This is a genomic window from Lysinibacillus sp. JNUCC 51, assembly GCF_015999525.1.
GTDB lineage: Bacteria > Bacillota > Bacilli > Bacillales_A > Planococcaceae > Lysinibacillus > Lysinibacillus xylanilyticus.
The window spans coordinates 1,904,331-1,919,252 of the sequence record NZ_CP065545.1 but is presented as its reverse complement, the minus strand read 5'-3'; the positions used below and the strand labels follow the sequence as shown (position 1 = coordinate 1,919,252).

General features: G+C 35.4%; 11 protein-coding genes. 6 read left to right on the top strand and 5 right to left on the bottom strand.

Going from position 1 to position 14,922, the window contains the following annotated elements:
- Window positions 1-396 precede the first annotated feature (396 nt).
- Window positions 397-978: a hypothetical protein gene (locus JNUCC51_RS09340; protein WP_337991755.1), complete on the top strand. Its 582-nt coding sequence runs from the start codon at window positions 397-399 to the stop codon at window positions 976-978.
- Between the two features lie 679 nt (window positions 979-1,657).
- Here the strand turns inward: JNUCC51_RS09340 and JNUCC51_RS09335 are convergent.
- Window positions 1,658-2,332, bottom strand: a complete 675-nt coding sequence (locus JNUCC51_RS09335; protein ID WP_337991754.1) for a DUF2642 domain-containing protein — start codon at window positions 2,330-2,332, stop codon at window positions 1,658-1,660.
- 883 nt (window positions 2,333-3,215) lie between these two features.
- Here JNUCC51_RS09335 and JNUCC51_RS09330 point away from each other — a divergent pair.
- Window positions 3,216-4,484 (top strand): arsenic transporter, encoded by a 1,269-nt coding sequence (locus JNUCC51_RS09330; protein WP_337991753.1) that lies wholly within the window; start codon window positions 3,216-3,218, stop codon window positions 4,482-4,484.
- A gap of 709 nt (window positions 4,485-5,193) precedes the next feature.
- Here the strand turns inward: JNUCC51_RS09330 and JNUCC51_RS09325 are convergent.
- From JNUCC51_RS09325 to JNUCC51_RS09315, 3 genes are all read right to left on the bottom strand, one after another.
- Window positions 5,194-6,063, bottom strand: a complete 870-nt coding sequence (locus JNUCC51_RS09325) for a DMT family transporter (RefSeq protein ID WP_337991752.1) — start codon at window positions 6,061-6,063, stop codon at window positions 5,194-5,196.
- Window positions 6,064-6,401: 338 nt separating this feature from the next.
- Window positions 6,402-7,145 carry an SDR family NAD(P)-dependent oxidoreductase gene (locus JNUCC51_RS09320; RefSeq protein WP_268635977.1) on the bottom strand — a complete coding sequence of 248 codons (744 nt, stop codon included), beginning with the start codon at window positions 7,143-7,145 and terminating at the stop codon, window positions 6,402-6,404.
- A gap of 15 nt (window positions 7,146-7,160) precedes the next feature.
- Window positions 7,161-7,916: an SDR family NAD(P)-dependent oxidoreductase gene (locus JNUCC51_RS09315; RefSeq protein ID WP_337991751.1), complete on the bottom strand. Its 756-nt coding sequence runs from the start codon at window positions 7,914-7,916 to the stop codon at window positions 7,161-7,163.
- A gap of 157 nt (window positions 7,917-8,073) precedes the next feature.
- On the opposite strand from JNUCC51_RS09315, the gene JNUCC51_RS09310 reads away from it, so the two are divergent.
- Together JNUCC51_RS09310 and JNUCC51_RS09305 are read left to right on the top strand one after the other, a co-directional pair.
- Window positions 8,074-9,195, top strand: a complete 1,122-nt coding sequence (locus JNUCC51_RS09310) for a LuxR C-terminal-related transcriptional regulator (protein WP_337991750.1) — start codon at window positions 8,074-8,076, stop codon at window positions 9,193-9,195.
- Window positions 9,196-9,471: 276 nt separating this feature from the next.
- Complete coding sequence (locus JNUCC51_RS09305; protein ID WP_337991749.1) at window positions 9,472-10,020, top strand: RNA polymerase sigma factor; 549 nt, start codon at window positions 9,472-9,474, stop codon at window positions 10,018-10,020.
- A 188-nt stretch (window positions 10,021-10,208) separates the two neighbouring features.
- On the opposite strand, the gene JNUCC51_RS09300 is transcribed toward JNUCC51_RS09305, so the two are convergent.
- On the bottom strand, window positions 10,209-12,146 hold the full coding sequence (locus JNUCC51_RS09300) for a helix-turn-helix domain-containing protein (protein WP_337991748.1): 1,938 nt from the start codon (window positions 12,144-12,146) through the stop codon (window positions 10,209-10,211).
- Window positions 12,147-12,278: 132 nt separating this feature from the next.
- On the opposite strand from JNUCC51_RS09300, the gene JNUCC51_RS09295 reads away from it, so the two are divergent.
- Window positions 12,279-13,511 carry an MFS transporter gene (locus JNUCC51_RS09295; protein ID WP_337991747.1) on the top strand — a complete coding sequence of 411 codons (1,233 nt, stop codon included), beginning with the start codon at window positions 12,279-12,281 and terminating at the stop codon, window positions 13,509-13,511.
- On the top strand, window positions 13,508-14,920 hold the full coding sequence (locus tag JNUCC51_RS09290) for an amidohydrolase (RefSeq protein WP_337991746.1): 1,413 nt from the start codon (window positions 13,508-13,510) through the stop codon (window positions 14,918-14,920). Before JNUCC51_RS09295 ends, JNUCC51_RS09290 begins: the two co-directional genes overlap by 4 nt.
- The last annotated feature ends 2 nt before the right edge of the window (window positions 14,921-14,922 follow it).

Genomic DNA, 14,922 nt, shown 5'->3' with positions numbered 1-14,922 from the left:
CAAAAAAATAATTCAAATCTTTAATTTTTATGTATTTGCGCAAGTATTCTAATCAAGAGGTGATAGTATAGTCTATATATTAGAATTACCACAGTGGATAGAGTATTTCCCTAATGGACTAGATTCCTTCAACAAGAAATTAGTAAAAATTTAATTTTAAGTCACATCCAATAGGGTGTGGCTTTTATTATGCACAAAAAGGCGATAGAAGGTAAAAAGTTTTGTGACAATTTAATAGGTAAAGTAAATACTGTTATCTTTGTAGTTTGTCTTTATTGACTCAGATCTAGAACCCAAATCAGATGTTATATTTTTACCAAGATGGGCATTTTACATAGGTTTATTATACAAGTACACATATAGATAACAAGACAATACTATTAGGAGGCTAAAAGAATGAATAAAGATCTTCTGCTTACGTTAATGAATAAAGTTGTAAGAGTGGATAGGGGAGGACCTGAATCACGTATTGGGAAGTTAATGGCTGCTGAAGACGATCATTTTGTATTATTAACAGAAAAAGATGGGATTGTTTATTACAAAACACAGCATATTAAAAGCATTACTCTAAATTCAAAAGATGGGATGGAATTTAGTGTTGAAGATCCTGCAACAGACTCGTACTTACTTGCACCTGATTTTAAAACAGTAGTAAGTAGTCTACGACATAATTGGGTTAAAGTGAATCGTGGTGGTCCAGAAATGTTAGAAGGAATAATGGATGAAGTTACGGACGATTATATTACTATCTTCTCTAAAGAAGAAATTATTCGTCTGGCAATGTATCATGTCCGTAATATTAGTTTAGGAACAACTAGTGAAAAAACTAATGACGGAAAGAAAAATCAAGAAAATACAAATGAAAATAAAAATGATAGTAATGAAAGTTCTAACAAGATGACAGAAAATAACAATAAATCAAAGAATGAAAAAATAGCGAATGATAGAGGAAGAAATACTAGAAATAGAAGAAGATGACGGTTTTGATTTATAAAACATAAGGCGGCCAATAGGAATGTTGGATAGTTCGATTACGAAATGATTCGATACATGCATTGTCATATGGACATTTTATTGGCTAAATGACGGAATCATTTCGTATTTCTGTAAGAGCTGGTCAAAACGATTCACTTGTATATTTCAGAACCTCAATCCGTGTGTACAATTAGTGTTGGTGCCGGCTTTACCTGTGCTTTTTTGACTTATTTCGGACACGTCCTCACTTATGATCAATTCTATAGATTTAACTGAGGTATGCCTATTCAACTATAATACATCCATAAAACAGAATGTCTTATATAATATGTGACATTTTAATAAAATGATTTGAAGCTGAACTAATATGAATAATTAGTTCAGTTTTTACTTATGACTGAAGATGAATCGAAATATTTAGATGTTTCAACTTTACATTGTGCTACTGACGCTACGCTTTCGTGCAAAGAATATCTGCAGACCTAAGCACAAAGCCGATTAGTGCAAAAACTTCAACAAATAGTTTCAATCTTTCCTAAGTCGACGCCCCCAGTTACTTCGATAAAAGGAACTAAAAACAATTTCTCTATTCATAATCAAGTCATCTTGGATATTACATTGCTGTAAAAAAATAATCAGAAAAGGAGACTTAGAAAAACCTCCTTTTCTGATTATATAGATCTTATACTTGATGAACAGTTTGAATATGTGAAAGGTTAAAATAAGTTGAATTCGATTTTCCATTTTGTATCTCAATAATTTGATCATTTACGTTTATTACTCTACCTATATAGGAAAAATCTTTTCCAAGATTTAATACAACAAGTTGATTTCTAAGTTGGTTAATTTGAGACTCAAATGTATTGTTTAGGGGCTGATTCTTAATAGCTGATAGACTTAAAAATTCATTTTCACTTAGTCCGTAAGGAAACTGATCCTTAGAATATGGTACGAGCCACTTTAAATGTTTTGTTAAAATGAACATTGTTTTGTAAATGGGAGACTCAAATACAAAATAATCATTCATAACAGACGTTATAACCCCATGTAGCGCTAAGTTTTTTGTTACAGAAATCTCCACATGTATTCCTTTTGCATGTGAAAGTATGTTTGTAAGAGTTAGGTCTTTATTAGACACTTGAGAATTAAATGTAGGTCTTTCTGAAGGTTGTTGAACATTATCTTCATTGTCATAATCTATTTCTAAAGTTTGAATATGGTCTATTGGTATATAGACAAACATATTTCCATTATATATCACCATAATGTCACTACTCGAATCAATCACTGAGCCTTTTAATATCTTTCGTCCTGAGAGTTCAATTACAACAATTTCTTTATTTAGATTTTGCAACATAATCAAATTTACCTCCCTTTCTTTTCAAGTACTAAAATATCCACAAATCCTAACTAATTAAATTAACCAATAAGCTAATTTAATTAATTTCTCGTGTTATTCAAAATGAACATCAACATTAGTGTCGCTAAGGAACAAACAGGTGTTGATAATGCACCTGGTATCTCCTCTAATTACATGTGCGAGACTTGTAATTTGTAAAAGTAACGGTTCTAATTCCAAAACCATAATCGTAACAAACCAATCATCACAACTTATTCATTTGAAATTGCTTTTATGTCCGAATTTTTAATGGCTATACGGTGCTAAAGCGCATCACAAAGTTAGCATAAATGCTTTTTCTATTTTCCGGCAAACTGATTTTTTAATCCTATAGATAAACTACTTTATAGTTTCTTTATCAATAAAAAAAGCGTTCATCCTATTCGGATAAACATCTCTGATCGTTTAAAAATGAACTATTTGCTCGGTTGAAATTAGGAATCTAACTACTATTGGAGAAATCTCTTTAACCAAAGTTTTTTTGGAAAATACGTGGCATTAGATCAGATCTTGCTTGAACTCATGATTTTTATATTCGCTTTCAACACCACAACAGTAAATCTTGTCTATTCTTTACAGAATACTATTTTAAAATTTGAGTAATTTAATATAAATATTAGAGAAAATAGGTGTAAAACTAAAGGAGTTTTAACTTTTTACATATTTATACTATAACAGCATCGCTAACCTAATGAATGAGAGGTAAGGGCCTATTATAACAAGTTATTTTCAGAATTAAATAATACTGCATGAAGGTGAAAATACTTTGCAAACATTCGAAATAATAACGATACTGACCTTTTTAATTACTCTTGGTTTCATTTTTTGGAGACCTAGAAATATGAATGAAGCTATTCCTGCATTGGTAGGTGCGATTATAGTAATACTTTGCGGTAGTGTGACCATGACAGATCTTTTCACGATTATACAAACTATCAGTGATGCTGCGATTACCATTATAGCTACAATTGTTATGGCGATTGTATTAGAAAGCTTTGGGTTCTTTAACTGGGTTGCAGAGCTGCTTGCTGAGAAAGCAAATGGATCTGGCATTCGATTATTCTGGTATGTCAATCTCTTATGCTTTCTCATGACACTCTTCGTGAATAATGACGGTAGTATTTTAATCGCAATACCAATTCTAATTATGTTATTAAACAATATGGGATTAGAAAATCATCAAAAGATTCCATATTTACTTTCTGGAGGTTTAATTGCAACAGCATCCAGTGCTCCAATCGGGGTAAGTAACATCGTAAATTTAATTGCACTAAAAATTGTCGATATGAGTTTGTATTCACATACAGCAATGATGTTTGTTCCTGCAACAATGGGTTTATTACTACTTGTTGGTTTACTGTTTTTATATTTCAAAAAAAACATACCTAAAACTGTTCCGACAAATGTAACAGGGATGTCACTGCCTTCTTATCATCCACTTAAACAAAATGCTCTAGAAGATTCGAAGAAAAAGCGTACTAGGTTTATGCTAAACGTACTTCTATTTGTATTTGGCGTTCGGATAAGTCTGTTCCTCGCCTCGTTTTTAGGAATTCCAGTTTCTGTTGTGGCGGTAATTGGATCTCTCGTTCTTTTAGGATGGAGATGGGCTTATTTAAAAATACCACCAGGTGATATGTTGAAAAAAACACCTTGGTATATTATCGTTTTTGCATTTGGTATGTACGTCATCATCTATGGTCTCAACAATATTGGCTTAACGGAATGGTTAATTCAATTTATGCATCCATTGGTTTCGGAAAACCTACTCAATACGAGCGTTTTAATGGGCGGATTACTTTCAGTGCTTTCCAATATCTTCAATAACCATCCGGCGCTTATGGTAGGAACTATTACGTTAACCAATATGGGGCTTGACCCTATTTCCTTGAAAGTCGCTTATTTAGCAAACATTATAGGAAGTGACATAGGTGCACTGCTACTTCCTATGGGTACCCTTGCAACACTAATGTGGATGCACATCGTAAGGAACGGTAAGGTAAAAATCACATGGTGGGAATACATTAAAGTTACTATCATCGTGATTCCTCCTACAGTCATCTTTACATTAGTCATTTTATACTATTGGGTAACATGGCTCTTTTATTAACATGGTGGAAAGGCAAACCTAGATTAAATATATGATTATCTAAAGAAAATTGTTATAACACGATTACAATATAACCAAATAGTTAGGGTAAATAACCATTTTAATTTGTAAACCAACGGTACTTTAGAATTGGTTTTTTAAGCTTTAACAATTGTGGTAAAAAGGTGACTTTAAATCATACATTAGGTGCTGAGTATTAAAAATGAGAGTCTACAATTTTAGTAGACTCTCTACACCTTTGTTAATTGTTTTAAACTGATTTTGAGTTTAACCTGTAACAGTAGTTGGGGGAGGCAATGTAAAGAGACAATATTTTATTCTAGTATTCAAGCCTATTCTTAGCAGGGGAAGGCTTTTTTTTTTTGGAAAAGAAATTGACGCCGAAATGTTGATTGGCTAACGAATTAAAGAAGATCATTCTACAACAAGGTGATTTTTTTACGCCATTTTCATAGTTTTAAATATAATGCTTCCTGTAAGGTGAGGGTCACTCATTGTAGCTAAATTTTTTATGGTATACGAGGTATTTGAAGAAATAGGGGTTACATAACTTGGGGGCTTGGGGCAATAGGGGTTTATGTTTGAAAGCGAAGCGAGCCAAAGCGTGTTGGTCACGAAGGAGTGGCCCAATCGTTTGAACTGAACCTCATTAAGTAAATAAATTCCAATGAAAAGCTGAATGATCAAAATCATTCAGCTTTTAGTATGTTTATTCTCGAATAACCAATAGTACGCCACTAAAGATTAATACAGTTCCAACCCAAAAGGATATGCCGATTTGTTCGCCTAGTAATAGCCATCCTAGGAAGGTGCCGACGATTGGTTGAAAGAAGAAAAATAAACCACCGCTTGCGGCATTGAGCATCTGTAATCCACGATTCCAAAGTAAGAAGCCACACGCTGTAGAGATAACGCCTAAGTATAGTAAGCCACCCCAGATTGATGGTTCTACCATTGCGTAGAAGTCTAAAATTTTTAATCGTGGGATAGCTAAGGGTGTTAAGACAATGATAGCGACAAGTGTTCCGTAGCTAGTGACAACGATTTGTGAATATTGCTCTGGTACCCGTTTAATAAGGACGGACATCAGTGACCAGGTTAGGGCAGCGATTAGTAGCGCAACTCCGCCTAATTGATGTGAGGAATCGATATGTGCACTACCGACGATCATATAGACTCCAAATGTCGCTAGAATAATAGAAACAGCTTTTTTTAAAGTGATTTTTTCTTTTAAAATGAACCTCGCAAAAACAACCATAAATGCCGGTGTTGTTGCAGTAATGATGGCTCCCATTTGAGCAGTAGACAGCATAGTACCTATCTCTTGGGCAACGATAGAAATCGTATTCCCAATTAGCCCAATCATAAAGATTAACAGCCAGTCCCGTTTATCAATTCGCCACGATTGTTTTGTAATAATGCCGATGATGAACAATGCAATAATTGCAATCATATAGCGTAGCCATACTAATTCTAAAGGTGGTACGATATCGACAACTACTTTAACTACTACATACATGCCGCCCCAAATGCTAGCAGCAAGTGATAAATATAAGGAACCTAATAAGGTTTTTTTCATTTTTTCCCCTCCGTTATCTCTAGACAATGCCTATCCTTAACGGAGAAATGATGATTCTCCGTTAAGGGAGAATAACTTCAGGTACATCATGTTCAAATAATGGTGAAAAGATCATAATATAGCCAGCTCCTTTTATAGTATTTCATTTATCATATAACATTTTTTGGATTTTGATTAGAAAAAAATGGTCTGAACTCGGTAAATTACCGAATACAGACCATGAAATAAATAGATTTCGCCTGGGCGTAATTTTTGTTGCTGTCGCTACGCTTTCGCACAGAAAACATTTGTTGCTGCCGCTACGCTTTCGCACAGAAGCAATTGCCAAATGGGGTAGATTATTGAGCTGTATAGCCGCCATCAACAAGAAGGGTAGTACCATTGACAAAGCTTGCATCATCGCTAGCTAAAAATAGCACTGCTTTTGCTATTTCCTCTGGTTTACCAAGTCTGCCCTGTGGATGAAGTGAAGCTAAATATTCTTTCTTTTGAGCATCTACTTCAGAGAGTAGGGGAGTGTCAATGTATCCCGGACATACGGCATTAACACGAATGCCTTCTTTTGCATAAGCAGTACATAAGTTTTGTGTTAACAGTTTTACGCCACCTTTTGCAGAGGAGTAGGCTGTTGGTGCCGGTAAGGAAACGAAACTATGAATGGAACCAGCGTTAACGATAACACCGCCTGTACCTTGTTTAAGAAACTGTTCAATGGCATATTTATCAGAAAGAAATACACCTGACAAATTAATATCAATTGTTCTTTTCCATTTTTCGTAGGATAGTTCATGTGCTGGAGCATCATCAGCTACACCAGCGTTTGCATACATAACATCTAGCTTACCGTATTTATTGACCGTTTCATTAATCATGTTTTGGATGTCTTCTTCTTTTGTTACATCTGTTTTGACGAAAAGAGTATCATATCCATTGCTATTTAATTCTTCTGAGATGCTTTGTCCACGATCTGAAAAATCTGCAATGACTACTTTTGCTCCTTCTTCAACAAATAGGCGAACAGTCGCTTCACCAATGCCACTTGCGCCACCTGTTACAATCGCTACTTTATCTTTTAGTTTCATATTTAATCCCGCCTTTTATTTTGCTGTTGCTCCACCATCAATGACGAATTCGGCACCTGTTGAGAAAGAAGATTCATCAGAGGCTAAAAACAATACCATCTTAGCCACTTCGTTGACTGAGCCTAAACGTCCTAATGGGAAGAGATTTTTACCTAATTGTTCTTTTGAGTTACCAGTTGTTTCTGATGCATAGTCTGCCATTCTAGTATCGATGTAGCCTGGATGAATAGAGTTTACTCTAACACCAGCAGAGGCATATTCCATTGCAGCATCCTTTGTCATAATACGAACTGCACCTTTACTAGCTCCATATAAAACATGTCCAGCAGCTCCAGTTAAACCTGCTATAGATGATGCATTAATGACAGAGCCTTTATTTTGTTTAGCCATTAGTGGCATAATATGTTTCATTCCAAGGAATACACCTGTCACATTAATGGACATTAAACGATTCCATTCGGCTAATTCAATTTCTGCTAGAGGTTTAATAATATAAATACCAGCATTGTTAAATAGAACATCAACTTTGCCAAAAGTATTGATTGTTTCATCAGCAACCTTTTTCCAATCATCTTCATTGCTGACGTCATGATGTACGAAAAGAGCTTCTCCACCAATTGCTTGGATATCCTTTACTGCCGCACTTCCTGATTGCTCGTTAATGTCCGTAATAACTACTTTTGCTCCTTCTTTAGCAAATAAAAGTGCAGTCTCTTTGCCGATTCCTGTACCTCCACCTGTGATAATGGCTACTTTGTTCTCTAATCTCATATCAACCACATGCCCTTCATTTTAGGATTCACAAGATTTAGTGATACTTCCATCATACCCGTTTCGTTCTGAAATACTATCCTATAAGATGCTGTATAATATTGAGTAAATATCGTCCATTTATAGGGTAATTGATTGTGAAGGAGCAGGATTTTTTATGACCCATTCATATGAAGAAGTTATATTCCAAGAATTCGCCTTGTTCATTAAAATCTATAGCAAACAGCTAGAAGAAAATATAAATATCTATCTTAATCTAGAGCCTTCTATTTCTGAGTCAGATCGAAAAAGGACTACGTTACTGTTGGATTCGTTTATTCTTCTGTTAACTAATATTGATATTGAAGATATAAATGAAGCAGATAGAGGTTATTTAGATACGTGGCTTCAATCACAATTATCTATTATAGATGTGAGAAGCTTTAACCTGTTTCAATTAATTTTTGAGAAGGCCTTGATTACCTTTATGATTCAACAGAAGCATAGCCGGATGAACGGCATATTAATGTATTTACTATCGATGTTTACTTATCTTGTTCAAAGTTATAACAAATATGAGGAAGATCATAAGACAAAGTTCAAATCACATGAAAGTTTGGAACTGAAAAATCTTCTATTGTTAGATCAACTTAATAAGCTACTGATTCGTTGCTCTGGATATCAAGATTTAGCCTATATATTAAAAAAATGTGAAGAGTATTTTCAATATAAAAGATGTGTCTTTTATGCATATGTCCCATGGTCAAATCAATTCTACGGGGTCATTGGGGCGGAGCTTTCAAAAGTACAGAGCATGAAGGGACAGATCACTGAACAACATTTAGTTTTTGGTTCAAAGAAACCAATTTATTTAAAAGACCCTAAAAATTATGTGAAAGAAGAGCATATAAAATTATTTAACTTGTCCTCTATTATCTTTATACCGATTATTCATGATGACCAATTGTTTGGGTGGCTGACATTTGATCAGCTAGGTGAAGAGTTTGATTGCACTAAAGATCAATTGCAGTTACTTGAACAAGTTGGGAAACGCTTGGGGTTATTTTTATCAAGAAAAGGTGAAAAAGTGGAGAACTCCTCTGAACTTCACTTAACGGAAAGGGAAGCTATGATTTTGGGCTTATTAGCAGAAGGGTATGACAATAAAAAAATAGGTAGCTTACTGTTTTTAAGTGAGCATACAGTAAGAGATTATGTCAGTAGTCTAATGACAAAGATAAAAGCCAAGAATCGTACACAGGTTGTCGCTTCTGCTTTTCGATTGGGGCTGTTGAAATGACTAACTCTGAATTGTTGTGGGGGATGGCGATACTATTTTTAGGTAATTAAAGGGAATACTATTGAAAACACAATAAAAAAGTAGTGCGAGAGGTGTGTTTTGAAGCTTTCATTCGAAAAATAAGTATAGTAATAAAACATTATTTACGAATATTACAAGTGAAAGCATTTAAGCTTACACGATTGTAATGTAATTGAAAGCCAATACGATAGAGTGTAATACATTATTTTGCGAGAATGTGTATAGAAGCAAGAACAAGAAGCGGAGGAATACACAATGAATGAAAAATTAGAAGGCGTATATGAGGAATTCAATCGTTACATATACCACTTATGTTTAAAACTTACTCGCAATAATGTAGAAGCTGAAGATTTAATGCAAGAAGTATGGGTAAAAGTTGTGCGCTATGAGGATAGCGTTGCCGAGGTGGAACATATTAAAGCTTGGCTTACAACAATTACAATGAATACATTTAGAGATCGCTATCGTAAAACAACACGACGCAGTAAATACATGATGAACCAACCTGAAACATTAGACGTACCGATATTAGATTTGGTTCCCAACAATGACATTTCAACAGAAGAAAAAATTGAAAAAGATATTGTTACTAAATTAGTACAGGATAAAATGGGTCAATTAGATACAATCTATAGTAAAACATTATGGTATTTCTACATAGACCAATTTTCACTTGCAGAAATCTCTTCAATTATGAAAGTGTCAATTGGTACTGTGAAATCTCGTTTATTCCGTGCAAAGGCTCGTTTAAAAGAAATGCTAATGGCCGATGCATCCATAGTAGAGTCTGTGCTGCCAGCATAATTAAATGCATTGGTCACACTAGCATAATTACTTAGACGGAAGTATTCGCTCGGCCAATCCAAGTAAAGATGCATTGCAAAAATTATTTTGCGATGCATCTTTTTTTTGTATGGATAATTTGTCGTCTGGAGAACAGAGGGTATCGCTGATAAAACCTTGAACATCGTTGGAAAAATCGATTTTAATTCTCATTCAGTTAAATGAAGGGCTAAATGAATTTCTAAATAATGTGCGGGATTGTGTAAATCTCGATCTAATAATTGCTCAATTTTTTCAAGTCGATGGTAGAGCGTATTTTGATGAATGTGTAAGGCGGAAGCTGTCTTCGAAATAGAACGATTTTGATGAATGTAACAACGAAGTGTTTCAAGTAAAGATTCATCCTTTTGTTTGTATAATGGAGCTAATATATCATGGACAAATTGTCCAAGCTCTTCCTCGCTTTGCTTGCTGAATAATCGATTAATACCTAACTCCTCATAGCAAAAAATTGTTACTTCATCTTCATTTTTTGTGTGGCGCAAAGCATGCCGGAGAGCTTGCTTACTTTCTTCTGCACTCTGAGCGACCTTTAGTAGGTGATCCTGTACAGCTCCTATGCCAATTGCAACCTGTTGATGATAAAACTGAACCCAACTAATGATTGCCTGTGTTAATTGTTGTTTTATTTTTTGACGAAACGCTATATCTCCTTGTAGTACCCAAACGACTGTTTCACGCTGTGTAAATATAAAATTCTGGCCTTTAAAATACTGCTGAACATGTTGAATAAATTGCATACTATTTTTATGAGAAAATTGTTTCAGCCTAAATTTTACGACGAATGTTGGCCTCTTAATATCAAGTCCTAATTCATCATAACGAGAATCAATGAGAGGGGCGCGTCCTGAGATAAGTTGTTGGAAAAGCTCGAAACGTTCTTTAAAATTTGTTTGTCCAGCAGCCTGTATTTGTAATGATTTTAACGTTAAACTCATCGACGCATTTTCAATAATCATACGTTGCTGACTCGTTAAATGCTCCAATTCCTGAATAATTAAATAACCAAAAGTTTCTTTTTCATTTCTAATTGGAAAAACATAACCTATATCAATTAATTGTTCTTTGTTAATTGTTGCAAGCTTGTCCATCTCTGCAAGCTGTAAAAATGTTTTACGATCTGCTAAATTTACATATTGAACGTCTAATTGTAATAATTCCTTGGTTGTTTGAATGATTTTTATTTCTTTGGCATTTTGTAAGGATAGTCTAATAAAGATTTGATGAATTTCATGTTGCTTTACAAAATAAGCATTTAACCGTTCTATTTCTTCATAGGCTTCAGCATTTCTTATAGCAACTGCCGCCTGCGATGCGAAGCTTTCGAGGAGTCTTAAATCACTTCGTTGAAAAGCGCGTTTATTTGTATATTGATGGACAATCATTATACCTAGTTTTCTTTCATTAAAAGTAATAGGAACAGCCATCGATGTATTATTCTCGATTTTTCCTATATGTACGGCTTCCATTAAAGCGTCTAGATTAAATTTTGAGACATTCCTCATGATCTCCATTGTTTCTCGATAATTGTAAATGCCTGGTACGCCTGTTTGGAATGTATAACCTGCCATTCCCTCACCTAATTGGGGAGCATAATCAAAAATACGCTCAGTCACACCCGCACTAGCTACTGTATATAAACGCTTCATTTCATGGTTGAATAACATTAAAAATCCACGATCAATTTCTGGAATAGCTAAAATGGCAAAATCCATGATAGTTTGCAAAAGTGTTTTTAATTTCAAAGTTGAATTCATCGCTCCCATGAGCTGTATAATTGCTAGTTTTTGCTCACGCTGACGTATAAGGATTTTCTGATAAAATGTCTTTTCTAGCTGCCAAACTAAAAATTGTTCATCATAGCATGTAAAATCTCCAAATATGATCCCTTGTACAATATACTCATTTGGCTCCAGTATGTATAACGTTGCACTGAAGCTTTGTTTATCCCAATGTATTCCTTTAAGATCGGGATTTATATCACAAGGCCGACCAGAAAATAAAGACCATTCCTTCGTTGCGCTATAAATATAAAAGCTACAATTGTCATCGTTCAATATAATTTCTTCATGTTCCCCTAGAGACATCGTTATTTCGACTCCATTCCCTAAATTTCAGAATATATTCTAATGAACTTTTATAAACATTGTAAGATATTCTAATGATTTCGTCCTTCGTTTTTCTTAATATTTAGATAATTTATCGAAAGGGGTGGATTTATGAATGTCGAACTGAAGAAACGCAGTAATTTAATTTTAGGTGTTTTATTCTTTGGATGGATGGTTTCTTACATTGACAGGACCGCTATTAGTCTAGCTTTAATTAGTATTGGCAAAGATTTGTCCTTTTCAGCAACTGAGCTGGGATTTGTGTTAAGTGCGTTCTTCTTTGGATATGCTGCGATGCAAATTCCTGGTGGATGGCTAACGGATAAGTACGGAACGATTAAATTATTAATTGGTGCAGTTATTTTTTGGTCAGTTTTCACTGCGTTCACAGGGCTAGCTTGGTCACTAACTTCATTGCTCTTAATTCGATTTTTATTTGGTATTGGGGAAGGTGGATATCCTGCCGCAAGTACGAAAGCAATCTCTATATATTTTCAGAAAGAACAACGTACAAAGGCTCAATCGACAATGATGTCATCCAATATGATAGGTGGTGCTATCGCTCCTATTATTTGTGCTCCTCTGTTATTGGTAATGGATTGGCGCAATGTATTTTTCTTAATTTCTGGTTTAGGAATTATTTTTGTGATCGCCCTTTTGTGGAGTACGAAAAATGCACAAACATTTATATCTGAGGAGCGAAAGGAAAACAAAGAGAAAGGCTCTTTTAGGAAAGTCTTAAAAAATACTTATTTAATGCGTGTACTTCTAGTTTTCTTTTTTATTAATATTGCAAACTGGGGATTAAACTCATGGATGCCAACATATTTAATGCAAGTGCATGGTTTAGATTTAAAAAATGTTGGATTCATTTCTGCTATACCAGCAATTTTCGCTACGATTGGAATGATTATTAGCGGGCGAATCATCACAAAGTTAGGGGGACGTTCAAAATATGGCGTAATTTTTGGAGCAGTTGTCCTAGCTGTCTGTTTATATCTCATGTCTACAGCCGCTTCTGCAGCACTAGCTATTACGTATCAATCAATTGCCTTTATATTTGTATCTTTTATGGCCTCGTTTATATTTACAACGCCACACCGTGTTGTCAATCAACAAAATGTTGGAACAGCTTTTGGCATCGTAAATTTTGGTGGTCAAGCAGCCGGGATAATTTCGCCAACAATTATGGGTTATTTAATTAATGTATCAGGTGGTTCTTTTAAAACATCATTTATATTTTTAGCCATTATGTGTGTAATCGCTGCTGTAATTGCTGTTACTTTACCGGTTAATCATCAGCAACAGACAAATATAAAATCTGTGGAGGGATACGAACTATGAAGAAGCAATTATTTGATTGGATGCAAAAAAATGAAGAAACATTTAGTCGTATGGCAAAACAAATTTGGGACAATCCACAGTTAGGTTATGAAGAAACATTTGCGTCTTCGCTGCAACAAGATTTTCTGAAAGAAAAAGGATTTGAAATTGTTACGCCGATTGGTGATGTACAAACTGCCTTTTATGCACAGTGGGGGTCGGGTAGTCCGATTATTGGGTTTTTAGGAGAGTTTGATGCGCTTCCGGGGTTATCGCAGCAAGTTAGTTCACTCTATTCGCCAGTAGAGGAGGGAGCACCTGGGCATGGCTGCGGCCACAATTTATTAGGAACGGCTGGAGTAGAAGCTGTAGTTGCCTTAAAAGAAGTGATGGAACTTAACAATTTACAAGGAACGATTCGCTATTATGGATGCCCAGCAGAGGAATTGTTGTCTGGAAAATCGTATATGGCACGTGCTGGTGTTTTTGATGATTTAGATGTTGTTTATACGTGGCATCCATGGACGTTTAACATGACAGCGAACTTCTCTATGCAAGCACTCACTGGCATTGAATTTTATTTCTCAGGTCGGACAGCACATGCTGCAAGTGCGCCACATTTAGGGAGAAGTGCGCTTGATGCTGTTGAATTGACGAATGTCGGAGCCAATTATTTACGGGAGCACGTGCCAGATGGTTCTCGTATTCATTATCAAATTACAAATGGTGGCTTAGCGCCGAATATTGTTCCTGATAAAGCAAGTGTCTATTATTATCTACGCGGTGCAAATCGTGATGCTGTCAAAGATTTAGAACGCAGACTGATTAAGGTTGCAAAAGGGGCTGCGATGATGACAGAAACTGAAGTACATTGGGAGCTGAAGGCAGGGTGTTACGATACATTACCGAATCTCACTTTGAATGAGCAAATGTTGGCGGCGTGGGACGATCTACCGCCACTATCCTTTACAGAGGACGAGCTTACTTTTGCAAAGTCGCTACAGGCCTCATTAGATTCTTCTGTTCTTGCAGGAACTGCCCAACAATCTTTTGTACCAAATGAAATAAGTAAAGAGGTATTGGTGGAACAGGTATTACATTTTCCACAAACTTTTCGCCAATCCATGCAAGGTTCTAGTGATTTAGGGGACGTTTCGTGGATTGCGCCACTTGGTCAGGTATTTACAACTTGTGCTCCATATGGGGTCCAAGTGCATACTTGGCAAGCAACTGCTGCTTTTGGATCTTCGCTTGGTATGAAGGGGATGCATTATGCGGCAAAAGCGATGGCAGGGGCTGCACTTAATTCCTTACTAGATCCAGAGGTTATTAAAAAAGCGAAGGAGGAATTTGTGAAATTAAGAGCTGGGAAACTTTATGAATGTGGTATTCCAGAAGAAGTGAAAGCGCCAAACATAGTTTTAGGGTGAGG